The 15152-nt window shown below is 72.3% G+C and carries 11 protein-coding genes; 1 reads left to right on the plus strand and 10 read right to left on the minus strand.

What is annotated here, in order from left to right:
• Positions 1–23: 23 nt before the first annotated feature.
• The 8 genes from ACGF5O_RS27890 to ACGF5O_RS27925 all read right to left on the minus strand — a co-directional run bounded on the left by ACGF5O_RS27890 (position 24) and on the right by ACGF5O_RS27925 (position 9303).
• Entirely contained in the window at positions 24–359 is a 336-nt protein-coding gene (locus tag ACGF5O_RS27890) for an MMPL family transporter (RefSeq protein ID WP_393812614.1), read from the minus strand.
• A gap of 138 nt (positions 360–497) precedes the next feature.
• On the minus strand, positions 498–2378 hold the full coding sequence (locus tag ACGF5O_RS27895) for a DUF2264 domain-containing protein (protein WP_393812615.1): 1881 nt from the start codon (positions 2376–2378) through the stop codon (positions 498–500).
• Positions 2375–3355 carry a hydroxyacid dehydrogenase gene (locus ACGF5O_RS27900; protein WP_393812717.1) on the minus strand — a complete coding sequence of 327 codons (981 nt, stop codon included), beginning with the start codon at positions 3353–3355 and terminating at the stop codon, positions 2375–2377. The genes ACGF5O_RS27895 and ACGF5O_RS27900 overlap by 4 nt, the downstream gene beginning before the upstream one ends.
• 23 nt (positions 3356–3378) lie before the next feature.
• Positions 3379–4242 carry a carbohydrate ABC transporter permease gene (locus ACGF5O_RS27905; RefSeq protein ID WP_393812616.1) on the minus strand — a complete coding sequence of 288 codons (864 nt, stop codon included), beginning with the start codon at positions 4240–4242 and terminating at the stop codon, positions 3379–3381.
• Complete coding sequence (locus ACGF5O_RS27910) at positions 4239–5219, minus strand: carbohydrate ABC transporter permease (protein ID WP_393812617.1); 981 nt, start codon at positions 5217–5219, stop codon at positions 4239–4241. The genes ACGF5O_RS27905 and ACGF5O_RS27910 overlap by 4 nt, the downstream gene beginning before the upstream one ends.
• A 31-nt stretch (positions 5220–5250) precedes the next feature.
• On the minus strand, positions 5251–6600 hold the full coding sequence (locus ACGF5O_RS27915; RefSeq protein WP_393812618.1) for an extracellular solute-binding protein: 1350 nt from the start codon (positions 6598–6600) through the stop codon (positions 5251–5253).
• Positions 6601–6703: 103 nt separating this feature from the next.
• The gene (locus tag ACGF5O_RS27920) at positions 6704–7846 is read right to left on the minus strand and encodes a substrate-binding domain-containing protein (protein WP_393812619.1); all 1143 of its coding nucleotides are present in this window, start codon (positions 7844–7846) and stop codon (positions 6704–6706) included.
• A gap of 260 nt (positions 7847–8106) precedes the next feature.
• Positions 8107–9303 carry an MFS transporter gene (locus tag ACGF5O_RS27925; RefSeq protein ID WP_393812620.1) on the minus strand — a complete coding sequence of 399 codons (1197 nt, stop codon included), beginning with the start codon at positions 9301–9303 and terminating at the stop codon, positions 8107–8109.
• Positions 9304–9409: 106 nt separating this feature from the next.
• Here ACGF5O_RS27925 and ACGF5O_RS27930 point away from each other — a divergent pair, with 106 nt between their 5' ends.
• Positions 9410–9991 (plus strand): TetR/AcrR family transcriptional regulator, encoded by a 582-nt coding sequence (locus ACGF5O_RS27930; RefSeq protein WP_393812621.1) that lies wholly within the window; start codon positions 9410–9412, stop codon positions 9989–9991.
• A 22-nt stretch (positions 9992–10013) separates the two neighbouring features.
• Here the strand turns inward: ACGF5O_RS27930 and ACGF5O_RS27935 are convergent, their stop codons facing one another.
• Entirely contained in the window at positions 10014–13016 is a 3003-nt protein-coding gene (locus tag ACGF5O_RS27935; protein WP_393812622.1) for a glycosyl hydrolase, read from the minus strand.
• A gap of 166 nt (positions 13017–13182) precedes the next feature.
• Entirely contained in the window at positions 13183–14955 is a 1773-nt protein-coding gene (locus ACGF5O_RS27940) for an ABC transporter ATP-binding protein (protein ID WP_393812623.1), read from the minus strand.
• Positions 14956–15152 lie beyond the last annotated feature (197 nt).

Genomic DNA, 15152 nt, shown 5'->3' on the forward strand with positions numbered 1-15152 from the left:
GCCCGCGCGCCGTGCGACGACCGTCAGCGCGAGAGGCCGGCGGCCTCCGGCGTCCGCCCTGGACCGGGCCGCTCCGCCGGCCCCTCGGACGGGCCTTCCACCGAGATCCGGGGCAGCGCGCGGTCCAGACGGCGGGGCAACCACCAGTTGGCGCGTCCGCACAGGTGCATGAGCGCGGGCACCACGACCATACGGATCAGCAGGGCGTCCAGCGCGACCGCCACCGCGAGGCTCACACCGAACTCGGAGATGATCCGCAGGCCGCCGAAGACGAAGGAGCCGAAGACGCAGACCATGATGGTCGCGGCCACGGCGATCACCTTGCCGGTCTCGGCCTTGGTGGCCGGGGAACCCGGCACCCGGCCACGCTCGCAGTCCCCGGGGCTCTCGTCGTTGGCCGTCCGCAGACACCTGCGTCTACTGCGATCGCAGCAGACGGGGGACGATCAGGTCCCGTTCGCCCGGACTCCCGAAGCCGGCAGGGTGCGGGCGGGCCGTCACTCCCCAGCCGTGGTGACGCGAAGCGGCTCGAAGGACACCACCGTCTGCGGTCCCTCGGCCCAGCGCACCCGCAACTCGTGCTCCGTGCAGAGCACTTCGGTCACGGCGTCGGCGAGCGGCGGCGCCTCCGCGTCGCGCCCCAGTGCGGCCAGTGCGGCGAACACCGCGGTTCCCCGGACGTCCGCCGACAGCCGGGGCATGCGCACCCACGGCTCGTAGGCCGTGCCCTCGGGGGCACGCACCTGCTCGCGCCCGCTCCAGCCGTACAGCCCGGTCAACTCGGAGCGCACCGCTTCGGTGGCCCAGCCGGTGAGGGTGACCCGTGCTCCGGGCGGTGCTCCGACCACCCGGTGGATCCGCAGCTCGTGGTGGCCGCGTGCCAGGGTCACGCTCTCGACGCGCAGTCCCGGCACCATGGGCGCTCCGGATGCGAACACCGGCCGGTGCCAGGAGGCCGCCCAGCCCCATCCGTCGCCCTGTCCCGCGCCGAGCGGGCGGATGCGCCGGCGCACGCTCGCGACGCCGTCGACCTCCACGGACAGGTGGTTGTCCGCGATGTTGGCCTGGGACGTGGGACCGGTGTGGGTGGAGTACGCCTGGCGGCCGTACAGCGCGTCGTCCGCCGCCGCGGACTCGCCCTCGTGCGGCCGGACATGGTCGCTGCCGTGGTTGTGCAGGCGGACGATCCCGTCCGAGCCGGTCGACTGCACGAGCAGCCCGGGTGCGGGCAGCGCCAGCACCCGGTCGGGGCCCTCGCTCGGCGCCGGTTCCTCGGCCGCCGTCCACAGCGGGTGGTCCTCGGGTGCGAGCAGGGCGACGAAGGCCTTCGACGCCCAGTAGGGGGAGGCGGGGCCGGAGTAGTCCTGCAGGGTGGCGGAGTGCGGGCCATGCCATCCCAGGCTGAGGAGCCCGTCGTCGGTCACCGCACCCCGGTCGAGGAAGTAGCGCAGGCTGCCGCTGATCAGGCGGCGGGACGTACCCGGCGACAGGGGGGTGTGGCCGGTGACGGCGCCCAGACCGACCGCCGCCGACGCCGCGAAGCGGTAGGTCAGCGAGCGCCCGAAGTGGATCGGGGCCCCGTCCGTGCCGAAGAGGAGCGAGAAGCCCTCCAGGTGCTCGCGCAGCCGGGGTCCGAACCGTTCCGCGAGCGCCGGGTCGCCGGTCAGGTGGGCCTGGAGCAGCGGATACAGGTGCAGGGCCCATCCGTTGTAGTGGTCGAAGGCCCGTCCGTCGCCGTCCGCGTACCAGCCGTCGCCCCGGTACCACGTCTCCATCAGGTCGAGCGCCCGCTCCCTGGCCCGCGCGGTCGTCTCGTCGCCGCGGCCGGCCGACTCCAGGAACGACGCCACCGTGAACGGGAAGAGGTACCAGTTGTTCGGCGCGGGAGTGTGCGTGAGGGCGCCGCGCAACCAGGCCTCGGCCCGGTCCTGTACGTCGCCGTCGAGCCGGTCCCACAGCCACGGCCGGGTCAGGGACAGGCCGAGGGCCACCGACGCCGACTCGACCATGGGTTGGCCCTGCACATGGTGGTCGAGGATCGACGGCCAGGACTCGGTGTCGTCCCGCCCCGGGGTGCGGGTGCCGGCCGCGAGGCCGGTCGCGTACCGCTCCAGCCAGCCGTGCGGGTCCTTGCCGCGGTCACCCGCGACGCGGAATCCGGCCGCCAGGAACGTACGGGCATAGCCCTCCAACCCGTCCGACCGGACGCCGGACCTGGAGGGGCGCCCCGGCATGTCGAGCAGGGCGCCGCCCGGGGTCGCCCAGCGCCAGGCGGCACCGAGCAGTCCGTCGGCGACGGCTTCCCAGTGCGCGCGGGTGTATCCGGTGCCCGGGCTCAGCACCCGGTTCTCGGCGGGGAGATCGAACGGGATGCTCATGCCAGGAACGCCAGCCTTTCGCGTCGTACGGGATGGGCGAAACCGTCGCCCGCCGCCCACCGGGCGACCTCGCCCACGGCGGTGTCGGCGAGCCGGCGCCACTCGTTGCCCTGGGAACCGGCCAGGTGGGGGGTGATCAGGATGTCCGGGCAGCTCCACAGGGGATGGTCGGCGGGCAGTTCCTCGGGGTCCGTGACATCGAGCACCGCCCGGATGCGGCCCGCGCGCACCACGTCGACGAGCGCGTCCTGGTCGACGACGGCACCCCGCGAGGTGTTGATCAGTGCGGCCCCCGGGCGCATCGCCTCCAGCAGGTCACGGGCGACCAGTCCGCGGGTGGCGGGCAGCAGCGGCGTGTGAACGCTCAACAGGTCGGCGCGGGCGAAGAGTTCGGGCAGCTCCACCCACTCCACGCCGAGTGCCGTGGCCTCGGACCCGGTGACGTACGGGTCGTGCAGCAGCACCTCGTAGTCGAAGGGCCGCAGCAGTTCGATGACCCGCCGGCCGATCAGGGAGGCGGAGAGGATGCCCACCGTGCGACGGTAGTTGCCCACTGTGTCCGGGATGCGCAGCCAGTCCTCGCGCTTGCGGGCCCGCCGGAAGTCCCGGGCGCGTTCCAGTACGTGTTTTCCGTGCAGCAGGATCATGCCGAGCGTGTACTCGGCGACCGGCAGCGCGTTGGCGGCGGCTGCCGACGACACCTCGATGCCCCGGTCCCAGCAGGCGTCGGTGATGTGCGCCCGCACCGAACCGGCCGCATGCACCACGGCCCTGAGCCGGGGCGCCGACGCGAGCACGTCCGCGTCGAGCGGCGGACAGCCCCAGCCGGTGACCAGCACCTCGACATCGGCGAGGACTTCCCGCGCGCGGGGTGTCGTCAGGTCGTCGAGGACCGGACCCGGCGCCAGGTCGCACACCTCCGCGAGCGCGGCCGGTGAAGGCGGGGCGAAGACCGCTGCCGCCGCCGCGGGGGACATGGCCAACGCCGCCCGGGGCCCGCTCACTTGACCGCTCCCGCCGTCAGGCCGGAGCGCCAGAACCGTTGCAGGAAGGCGAAGGCGAGGATGAGGGGGAGGACCGCGAGAAGCGAACCCATGATCACCACCGGGTAGTACTCGGGCGAGACGGTCGCCTGGCTGTTCCACTGGTACAGACCCAGGCTCACGGGATACAGGTCCTGGTTGGACAGCATCACCATCGGCAGGAAGAAGTTGTTCCAGATCGCCGTCAGCTGGAAGAGGAAGACGGTGACCAGGCCGGGGCCCAGCATCCGCAGCGACACCCGTACATAGGTCGTCAGTTCACCGGCGCCGTCGACGCGTGCCGCCTCCAGGACCTCGTCGGGCACATACCCCTGGGCGAAGATGCGGCCCAGATAGACGCCGAACGGGTTGAACAGGACGGGGATGAACACCGACCAGAAGGTGTTGACGACACCGGTCTCGGACGCGATGAGGTACAGCGGCAGCGCGAGGACCGTCTGGGGCACCATGACGGCCGCCAGCACCAGGCCGAACAGCTTCTCCTTGTGCCGGAAGTGGTACTTGTCGAAGGCGTATCCACAGGCGACGCTGATCAGCGCGCCGAGCGCCGCGCCCAGGACGGCGTACAGCAGGCTGTTGCCGTACCAGCGGCCGTACAGCCCGCCGTCCATCGCGAACAGGTCCTTGACGTTCTGGACGAGGGAGAAGTCCTTGAACGACAGGATGCTGCTGCTGAACAGGGCGTCCCGGGACTTGGACGCGGCGAGCACCAGCCACAGCACCGGCAGCAGTGTGTAGAGGACGGAGACCGCGACGACGACGTTGACGGTCGCCCGGCCCAGCAGACGGGGGCGCGGCAGCGGGGAGTCCGTGACGCTCATCGGGCGTTCTCCTTGGCCGAGTCGACGCGGTTGGTCCAGCGGGTGACCCCGTAGGAGAGGGCGATGGTGATGAGCAGCAGGATCACCGACGCGGCAGCAGCGAGCGAGTAGTTGTTGCGGCTGAAGGCGGCGTCGTAGATGTACATGCTGGGCGAGAACCGGCTGTTGATCATCTGCGAGGACTGGTGGAGCAGCATCGGCTCGGTGAACAGCTGCAACGCCCAGATCAGCGTGAACATCGCGACCATGACGACGGACGAGCGCACGAGAGGTGCCTTGATCTGGAGCGCGGTGCGCACGGGACCGGCACCGTCGACCACGGACGCCTCCAGGACCTCCGCGGGCACCGCCTGGAGGGCCGCGTAGAAGACGACCATGTTGTAGCCGAGGTTGCTCCACAGGGCGATGTTCACGATCGACGGCAGGGTGGTGTGCAGGCCGAGGAAGTCGACGGTGATGTCGGCCTTGCCGAGTGCCTCGATCACCGGGCTGATGCCGGGCGTGTACAGGTACAGCCAGATCAGTGCGGCGATGATGCCGGGCACCGCGTGCGGCAGGAACAGGCCCAACTGCGCCCAGGAACGCAGTCGTACGACACCCGAGTCGAGCAGCAGGGCGAGCGCCAGCGAGCCGATCACCATCAGCGGGATGTAGATCACGCAGTACAGCCCGACGGTGCCGAGCCCGGACAGGAACGTCGGGTCCGTGAGCACGGCGGCGTACGAGCGCAGGCCCACGAACACGGTGCGTTCCGGGCCGAATCCGAGGCCCGGTTCGTCGGCGCTGAAGAAGCTCAGCCACACCGCCGTGCCGACCGGGATCAGGAAGACGAGCGTGAGGAGGACGAAGAACGGTGTCATGAGGACGCCCGCGGCGCCGTTGCGGCGGCGCCGCGCCGAGCGCCGTGCCCTGCGTCCGGAGACGTCCGCCGCCGGTGCTGCGGCCTGGGCGCTCGCCGTGGGTGCTGTCGCGGTCATGGGGGTCACCTGCCTTTCGGGGTGCGGGCGTTCACGTCGTGTGCCGGCTGGTGGCGAGGCCCAGTGCCTTGAGGTCGGGCATCGTGCCGTCCTGCGCGGCCCGCATGGCGGACAGGATCGTCCCGGAGCCGGCTCCCGCCCGGGCGAACGCGTCCTGCATGACGGACCCGGTGGCGGTCATCCGCGGGCCCCACACCCAGCCGTCGCGGATCTTGTGGGCCTCCTGCTCGAACAGCCGGTAGATGTCCTGGCCGCCGTAGTACGAGCGGTCGAACGCGGCGCGTCCGACCGGGACCAGTCCGGTCGCGGCCGGGTACTGGCTGCTCGCCCCGCTGGACAGCCGGGCCCTGAGGGAATCGGGGTGCGCGACCTGCCACTCGATGAACTCCATGGCGGCCTCGGGGTGCCTGCTGTCCTTGGTGACGGCGAACGTCGAGCCGCCGTGGGTGCCGAGCGCCGGCCGGCCGGGGGTCCACTGGGGAAGCGGGGCGATGCGCCACTCGCCCTTCTGCTCGGGACGTGCGTTCATCTGCGCCCCCGCGTCCCAGGCGCCGCTGAGCCGGGTCAGCACCAGACCGTTGCCGATCTGGGCGTCGTGGACACGGGCGCTGGAGGCGTTGCAGTAGACGAGGTCCTCGTCGATGAGCCGCTGCCAGTACGCGGCCACCTTCCGCGTCGGCGCGTCCGCCAGGGACACGTTCCACGCCCCCGTGGAGGTGTCGAACCACTGCGCCCCGGCCTGCCAGCACCACGCGGCCATCTGCGTCATGCCGTCGGTGGGGAAGGTGGTGATCCTGCGGTCCCCGCCCGTGCGGCGCACCGCGCGGGCCGCTTCGGCGTACTCGTCCCAGGTGGTGGGGACTTCGAGCCCGAACCTGTCGAACAGGTCCTTGCGGTAGTGCATCACCATGGGCTCGATGTCGAGCGGCACGCTGTAGGTGCGCCCCTCGAAGGTCGTCTGGCCCAGCGACTGCGGCAGCAGCTTCGCCCGCAGGCCGTCGCCGATCAGCGAGGTGATGTCGCGGGCGACGCCGTCGACGGCGAAGCCCGGCAGCTGGGGATACTCGATGGTGGCGACGTCGGGCGCGTTGCCCGCCCGTGCCGCGTTGCTGAGTTTCAGGTACCCGCCCTGCGAGCCGGAGGGTATCTGCTCGAAGCCCACCTGGATGTGGTCGTGCGTCTTGTTGAACGCGTCCACCACCTGCTGGCTGCCGCGCAGCGCGGACCAGAACGTGATGGTGGTCGTGGCTTGGGTACCGGACTTGCTGCTGCCGGATCGGGCGGACGCGCTGTCGTTGCCGCTACAGGCGCTCAGGGCTCCTGACAACGGCAGCGCGGTGATCGCGGCGAGCACGGATCGACGGCTCTGTCGACCAGGCATGGGTGCCTCCCGCGGCTCCTACGTGTTCGAGTCACGGGAATACTGATCGGCTGAGCGAATATGGTCAATAGATCGCTCACAAATCAACTAAACGCGCAAACGCTCATTCCGGCAGGAGAGTTGAGTCCGCGGCTGCCGCGGTGTGCGGTGCCTGGGTCGACCCGCGGACCTTCAGTACCGGTAGCAGTTCAAGCCGTTGCACCGGAGCGTCGGCCCCGCGGGGATCCCGTGTGCCGAGCCGGCGCAGCAGCAGTTCCGCCGCCGCGCGGCCGACGGCCGCCCTCGGCGGGGACACGGCGGTCAGCGGTGTGCTGCCGAGTGCGGCGACCACGTCGTCGTACGCGATCACGGAGCAGTCCTCCGGCACCCGTACGCCGTTGTCCCGCAGCGACTGCACCAGCATCAGCGCGTCCACGTCGCCGTGCAGCACAGCCGCGGTCGCCCCCAGTGCGGCCATCAGTGAGACAAGTTCCACCGGCGGTTCCCCGGTCGCCGCCGCGGGGTCCGGTACCGCGCCCGGTGAACTGAGCGTCACGGCCCACTTGTCGACGCCCGGGTGGCCCGCCGCGATCTCGGCGAACGCGGCACGGACGGCGCGCGCCGTCGGGCTGTCGTCGCGGGCGGCGAGCACGATCCGCCGGTGCCCCAGCCCCGCGAGGTGGTCCACGGCGAGATGGATTCCGTACCAGTGGTCGGTGCACACGGTGTCCACGGAGTGCAGCGCGCTGCCGCGCCGGGGCCTGCGCTCCATCAGCACCACGGGCACGTCCAGCCGTGACAGCCAGGCGTAGTCCGCCTCCTCCGTGTCGCGCCTGCGCCAGCGCGGAGCGATCAGCAGACCCCGCGCGCCGTCCGCCAGCGCCCGCTCCACGAGCGGCTGCTCGGCCCCCGGGACGGGCGGCGCGATGTGCAGCGCGATACGGACCCCGGCCTCCTCGAACATGGTCCGGGCGCCGTGCAGCGCCTCGTACAGATACGCATGGCGCTCGGGCACCACGACCGCGATCGGACCGCCGTCGGCGGACGGCGGCAGGGGTACGTCGGCCGGTACCGTCTCGGCCACCAGCGGCCGGGCCACACCGTGGCCCCGGCGCAGCCTGCCCTCACGGGCCAGTTCCTCCACGTCGCGCCGGAGCGTCGCCACCGACACCTGGAGCTCCGCGGCGAGATCGGCGACCCGCGTCGCACCGCGCGCCTGCACCGCGGCAAGGATCCGCTGCCGTCTGAGATCGGCCGGCTCGCGCATGATGGCACCCCCACACCCGTTGTTCGTTTGAGCGATTCGCTGAGCGCTTCGTCGGCAGCATACCCAGCGCGCTCGCGGCGTCGTCCTCCGCGCCGGGGGACACGAGGGCGCGGGACCAGGCCGTCGCGGGCTCTGCTCGCGCCGGCCGTCGCGGATCGCCGTGTGACCGGCCTTGTCCTGGACCGCGAGGACCACCGGAGCGCCGGCGGTGACGCTCGGGGCGATCTCCTGTGCGGCCGATTTCCTGTCGGGCAACGCCCTCAGGCACCCGCCGGTTCCGGTTCGCCCGCCTCCCGGGGTGAGCGGGCGGCCGGGGTGGCGAAGGCGGCCGCGACGACCAGGACGAGCACCAGGATCAGGGCGTGCCGCAGTCCGAAGTGCTCGCCGAGGTAGCCGAGGGAGGGCGGGCCCACGAGGAAGGCGACGTAGCCGACGGTCGCGGCGAGCGCGACGCGGGCGGCGGGGTCGGCACCGGAATCGCCGGCCGCGGAGAGCGCCACGGGAAACCCGAGGGACGCTCCGAGGCCCCACAGGACGGCGGCGGCAGCCGCGACCGCCTGGTTGTCGACGAAGATCACGAGGGCGAGTCCGGCGGCCCCGACGACCGCGCTCCCGCACAGCGCCGCCGCCCGCCCGAACCGGTCGACGAACCGCCCGCCGACGAAGCGCCCCACGGTCATCGCGGCGGCGAAGACGGCGTACACGGCCGAGCCCAGCGCGGCGTCGAAGCCGTGCCCGTCCACCATGACCAGCGGCAGCCAGTCGTTCGCGGTGCCCTCGGCCATGGCGAGCGCGAGGATGACACAGCCGATGAGGAGCAGCGCGGGATCCCTCCACACCGCGGCGCGCGGCGCGCCCGCGGTACGGCGTCCGGCGGTGGTCTGCCGGCCGATCTCGGCGGGGACGCGCCGGATGACCAGGGCCAGCGCGCCGAGCACCACCGCGGCGACGACGAGGAGATGGACGAGGACCGGGAAGTCGACCGCCGTCAGGCACATGCCGGCGACCGCCCCGAGCACGGTGCCCAGGCTGAAGAAGCCGTGCATGGCGGGCAGCGTGGAGCGGCCGAGCAGCCGCTCCACCTCGGCGCCCTCGATGTTGAGGGCCACCTCGCCGCCGCCCATGCCGAGACCGAACAGCCCGAGGCCCAGCGCGACACAGGCCCCCGAACCGACGGCGGCGCCCACCCCGACCACCACGGCACCGGCGGCGACGGCCGACGTGCCGGCCAGGATGACGAGCCGGGCACCCCAGCGGGCCACGACCGTGCCCGAGCACAGGATGCCGAGCATCGAGCCGACCGAGAGCCCGAACAGGATCAGGCCCATCTGCGCCGTGGAGGCGCCGAGCAGGTCGCGCACGTCCGGGGTGCGGGTGACCCAGGAGGAGATCGTCAGCCCGGGCGCGAAGAAGAGGACGAAGACGGCGGTGCGACGCCGGGCGAGGTCAGAGGTCATGGTCGGTGGCTCCAGCGGGGTCCGTACACAAGTCTGTACGACCGTACACACTATCCTGTACGTCTGTACACACTCCGGGGTGGGCAACCCATGGCAGATTGAGGGCGTGAGCGGCACACGACGTGAGATCCCGAACGATCCCGGACGCAAGGAGCGGATCCTCGATGCAGCCCTGGACGTGATCTCCGAGAGCGGCGTCCACAGAACCACGCACCGCAGGATCGCGGCGCGGGCGGACGTCCCGCTGGGCTCGCTCACCTACTACTTCGACGGCATGGCGGACCTGCTCGCCCAGGCCTTCGCCCGGCTGTCGGACACCATGTCGGGGCTGTACCGGCGGACGCTGCAGTCGGCCGCCTCCACGGCGGAGGCCGAGGCGGCCGTCGTCGAGCTGATCTGCGGCCCGGCCTACGCCACGGAACGCGACATGACCCTCATCTTCGAGATGTACGCCTACGCCAACCACAGCGAGGCCGTCTCCGCCACGACCCGCACCTGGCTGGAACGCAGCAGGGACAGCCTCGCCCTGCACTTCACGCCCGGAGTGTCCCGCGCCCTCGACGCGCTGATCGAGGGCTGGCCGATGCACCGGGCCTTCGCCGACGCGCCCCTGGACCGCCGGCTGGTCACCGAGACGGTCCGCGCGATCGTTGCCGCCGAACCGCGCCTGTCCACGGACGCCACCTGAACGGCATCGCCCTCTCCGCGGTTCAGGCCACGGTCCGCTGGACGTAGGGGACGAGCAGGACCGGGCCGACGAGGCCGTACGCCTGGCGTGCCGCCGACCCGAACACCGCCGGGTTGCTGACCCGCAGCCGGTTGAACAGCGGGGTGGCGACCTCTACTTCGACCGTGTTGGCGCCCGGGCGGAGCAGGCCGCCGAGGTCCACCTCGGGGTTGAGGCGGTCGACGGGCCCGACCCCGGTGCCGTTGACGGTCACCCGGCAGGTGTCGCCGACGCCGCCGAGCCGCAGCACCGCCCCCGTCGACGAGGTCCAGTTCCCCGGCAGGGTGACGGTCGTCCGGTAGCGGCCGATGCCGCCGACGTCGGCCAGCTCGGGGATCTGCGACCAGGGCAGCAGCGTGTCGAGGGCGAGGGTGTGCCCGACGACCTCGGTGCTGGTGGCGTCGGCGCCGGGCCGCCAGTCGTCGACGGTGAGCGTCCACTGGCCGAGGGCGACGGGCGCGGGCACCTCGGGGATCCGCGCGGTGACCGTGCGGCCGTCCGACAGGGTGGTGGCGTACGTGCCGGCCGCCGTCGCGCGCACCGCCAGCGAACCGTCCGCGAACAGTACGCTGTCCGCCTCCGTCGCCACCGCGTGCGGACGGGCCCCGGTACGGTCCCCGAACACGGCGGGCCGCGCCAGCGCGACCACGAGCGTCTCACCGGGCTGGAGCGCCACCCGGAACGTGAACGCGTCCCCGTCCCGGGTGTACTCGGCGAGCCGGGTGACCCGCCCGGTCCAGGGATCCAGGAGGTAGGGGACCGCGCCGGAACCGGCGCGCCGGGTGCTGCGCACCGTCACGTCGTGGTCGACGGCGGCCACCGGCGGCTTGACGGTCTCGGCGTGCTTGCCGTTGCAGAAGTAGTAGAAGTCGGCGTCGTCGGTCGCCCGGTGCGCGTTGAGCAGGGTCGAGGACGCCCCGTAGGTGACGTCGGGCGTCACACCGAGATCCGCGAAGGCAGCGCCGACCAGGGTCTTGTCGGTGACCTTGCGGACGTTCGGCAGGGCGAGCAACTGGGTGGTGAGAGCGCGCAGTTCGTCGGTCTCGGCGTCGTCGGGGAGGCCCGGGGTGAGGGCCTGGTCGAAGGCGCCGAACAGGACGGTGGGCAGCCCGGCCCGGGCGAACGCGAGCAGCCTGCGGGCGTCGGCGACGGCCAGCGTCGGGCCGGAGCCGTAGAAGAAGTCGCCTTCGAGGAACAGCGCCTTGTAGGCGGGCCCGTCCGGCGCGAGCCGCCTGTCGGACACCCTGGCCGAGGGCAGGTCGAGCAGCGGCCCGCTGAGGAACTGGTGGGTCCAGCCGAGCGGAACGCCGGTGGAGGTGAGCCAGGACGCGCCGATGCCGGTCGCGCTGTAGCCGGTCTGCCGGAAGACGGCGACGTCGGCGCGGACGGTGCCGGACTGCAGCACCTGGTGCACGCGCCCGAGGTAGCCGGCGATGTCCGGGACGTGCCGCCAGGTGGGCTGGCGCGGCCCCCAGGACTCGCCGTACCCCACCGCGCCGTTGTAGGGGCTGAACGCGGCGAACCCGGGCCAGGCGACCCCCGGCGCCGTCGCGTAGGAGAAGCCGTGGATCACGGTCTGGTTGACGCCCGCCGCGTACGCGCCGCCCATGGTGCGCAGGAACCTGTCCCAGGTCGTGTTGTAGGCGCTGCCCGCGTACGCGCCCGCCTCGCAGGACAGGACGCGGTGACCGGCCATGTCCCGGCCGCCGGCGAGACAGCGGTAGTCGTCCAGGTTCTTGAAGCCGAGCGACTCGCCCTCGGGGATGTCCAGGAGGGCCGCCGAGGCGATGGCGTCGGTCTGCAGCCCGTACGGCTGCGAGCGCAGCTTCATGCCGTGGCCGTGCGCCCAGTCCCGCAGCGCCCCGAGATGGTGCTCGTTGAACAGGTTCGACACGGTCTCCCAGAAGTCGTGCCGGATCTCCTGGGTGAGCCGGGCCTCGAAGGCGAAGATCTGGTTGCCGTTGTCGAGGACGACGGCCGGCAGGTACGGCAGCAGGTCGCGCCCGGTGTGCCGGCGGAACGCGTCGGGCAGCGCGGGCGTCCACTGCAGGCCCTTGGTCTCCAGCTCGACGGAGTCCTCGAAGAAGGCGCCGCCCGCCGAACCGAGCAGTCTGCGCAGGCCGGTGTCGAGGATCTCGCGGTCCCAGTACCGGGTGACGGCCGCGGTACCGGCCGCGCTGAAGTGGTCGACGACGTACGCGGCGGGGGAGGAGTGCGGGCCCGCCTCGGGCTGCTGTCCCGAACCCCGCTGCCAGTACGCCAGGATCACCCAGGTCGCCGAGTCCGGCGGGGTCCAGGCCAGTCTGGAGCCGTCCACCCGGTCGGTGAGGTCGGTGACGCTGTCGGCGTCCAGGCCGGTCGCCTTGCCGCTGGAGTAGGCGGTGTTGACCCGGGCGGCCTGGACCGCGACCAACCGCTGCACGGCGACTCCGGAAGCGGGCGCGTAGACCGAGGCGGGCACCGGGCCGTCGTACCCGGCACCGCCCGTCAACGTGGCCTTGCCGTAGGCGAGTTCCTTGACCGCCGCGTCGTCGTCGGGGGCGACACCCGGTACGGCGACGGGCCAGCTCGGGCCGAGGGTGAGATCGACGGTCAGTCCGCGCCGGGCCGCCTGCCGCAGCGCGGCCCTCACCCCCTCGCGCCAGGGAGCGCTGCCCCAGCCGTGCCGGGCGGTGTCCAGCACGGAGGTGTCGGCGACGCTGTGGTGCACGGCCGCGATCTCGGCCCCGCCGAAGCCCGCGTCCGCCATCTGGTCGATCTCCCGGGCGATCTCGGCCGGATCGACCAGCCCGTCCGGCCACCACCAGCGGAACTTCGGCCGAACGGCCTTCGCGGGCCGGGCGAACCAGTCGGCGGCGGGTCCCGCCGCCCCGGTGGCGAAGGCGTCCGCCGCCGGCCCGAGGGCGGCGAGGGTGCCGGCCGCCAGACCGGCCGCGAGCACCGTCCGGCGGGTCGCCCCGCCGGGCTGAGAGGAGGATTCGAGCATGGTGCGACCCCAGCCATGTGGAATGAAACGTTTCAAACGACGTGAACGCGGGAACGCTAATCCCGTCCTCAAACCAAGGTCAAGAGATGCGACAACGATTCAAGAGGATGAAGGCCACCCGGGGTCGCCGGCAGGGCCGGCGCCGCGGCCCCGGACCGACATCCCGTCAGGCCGCCTGGCCGCCGTGCAGCGCGGTGTAGGCGCCGCCCCGGTGCAGCAACTCCTCGTGCGTGCCGACCTCGCGGATACGGCCCTCGTCCATCACCACGATGCGGTCGGCACCCCGCACGGTGGACAGCCGGTGGGCCACCACGAACGTCGTACGGCCGCGCAACAGACGGGCCAGCGCCTGCTGCACCAGCGCCTCCGAGCGGGTGTCCAGCGCCGAGGTGGCCTCGTCCAGCACCAGGACGCGCGGGTCCCGGATCAACGCCCGTGCGATGGCCAGGCGTTGGCGCTGGCCGCCGGAGAGCCGGGCGCCGCGCTCGCCGACCACGGTGTCCAGGCCGTGCGGCAACCGGTCCACGAACTCCAGGGCGTTGGCGTCCCGCAGCGCCGCGCGCACCGCCTCCTCGTCGGCCTCGTCCTCCATGCCGTAGGCGACGTTCTCCCGGACCGTGCCGTCGAAGAGGATCGACTCCTGCGGCACGACGGAGACGAACCGCCGGTAGGTGCGCAGGTCGAGACCGCCCATGTCGGCGCCGTCCAGGAGCAGCCGGCCGGAGGTGGGCCGGATGAACCCGATGACCAGGTTCAGCACGGTGGACTTGCCGGCCCCCGAGGCGCCCACCAGGGCGACCGTCTCGCCCGGCACGACGTCGAGGCTGAACTCCGCCACGGCCGGCCGCCCGGCGTCCTCGTACTCGAAGCCGACCCGCTCGAAGGAGACCGCCCCACGGACGGCGGTGACCTCCACCCGCCCCTCGTTGTCCTCCAGTTCGGGTGCCTGGAGCACCTCGCCGACCGAACGCACCGACTCCAGGCCCTTGGTGATGACCGGCGCCAGACTCGTCAGCGTCGTGGTCGAGTTGGTGAGCGTGGTGAGGAAGGCGCTGAGCATGACGACGTCGCCGGGCGTGACACCCCACACGCCGTAGTACGACACCAGCGCGGCGGCGGCCAGCACGGCCACGCCGATCACGTTCAGCACCACCCAGGCCAGCGACCCGAAACGGCCGTTGACCAGGTCCAGCCGCATCCCCGAGGTGAGCAGCCGGCTCAGCGTGCCGTCCATCCGGCGCAGCGCCTTGCCCTCCAGACCGTGGGCCCGGGTGACCGGGATGAGCCGCGTCATCTCGGTCACCCGCGAGGACAGCGTCTCCACCTCGTGGCGGAAGTGCTCGTTGTGGGTCCGCAGCCGCGCCCGCAACCGGGCCACGAGCAGCGTCGCCGCCGGCACCACGACGAGGAAGACCGGCAGGAACTCCGGTGTGCGGACACCGATGATGACCAGTCCGCCGGTCAGCACGGTCAGCGCGCCAAGACCCTGTTCGGCGGTCTGCTGGACCATCTGCTCGACGGTCTCGACATCCCGTACGACCTTGGCCTGGAGCACGCCCGCGCTGACCCGGGAGTGGTAGCCGATGGACAGCTGCTGCATCCGCGTGCACAGCGCGGAGCGCAGCGTGGTCCCCATCCGGCGGACGCTGCCGTACAGGAGCCGTACGTACAGCACGTGCAGCGGATAGTTGACCAGCAGGATCGCCATGATCACCGCGACGGACGTCCACAGCCGGGAGACCGGCCCGTGCTGGACGACCGTGTCCACCACGGACGCGGTGATCAGGGGCAGGAGCCAGATCGGGCTGTGCTTGACGGTGAACACGGCGACCGCCGCCGCCAGCTTCCTGCGGTCCGCGCGCATCAGATAGGCGAGTGTCCGGACGGGGTGTTCGCCCCGGTAGCGGTGGTCGAGCGGCCGTTCCGACGTCGACGCCATCGGCGTTGACCCTCCCTTGTCCCTGTCCCCGACCTGCAGCAAACGCTTTCCCCCGGTCCGCGGGCCACCGTACCCCGCCGGGATGGCGTGGGCGCGGCAATTTCGGGCGGGCTCGCGGCGGCAGCGGGCCGGCAGTCGTCGGGCCGGCCGACGGGCCGCGCCGAAAAGGGGCTGCGGCGAATCCGGCGCGTCGTGGG

Source organism: Streptomyces sp. NPDC048291 (assembly GCF_043201715.1).
Lineage (GTDB): Bacteria > Actinomycetota > Actinomycetes > Streptomycetales > Streptomycetaceae > Streptomyces.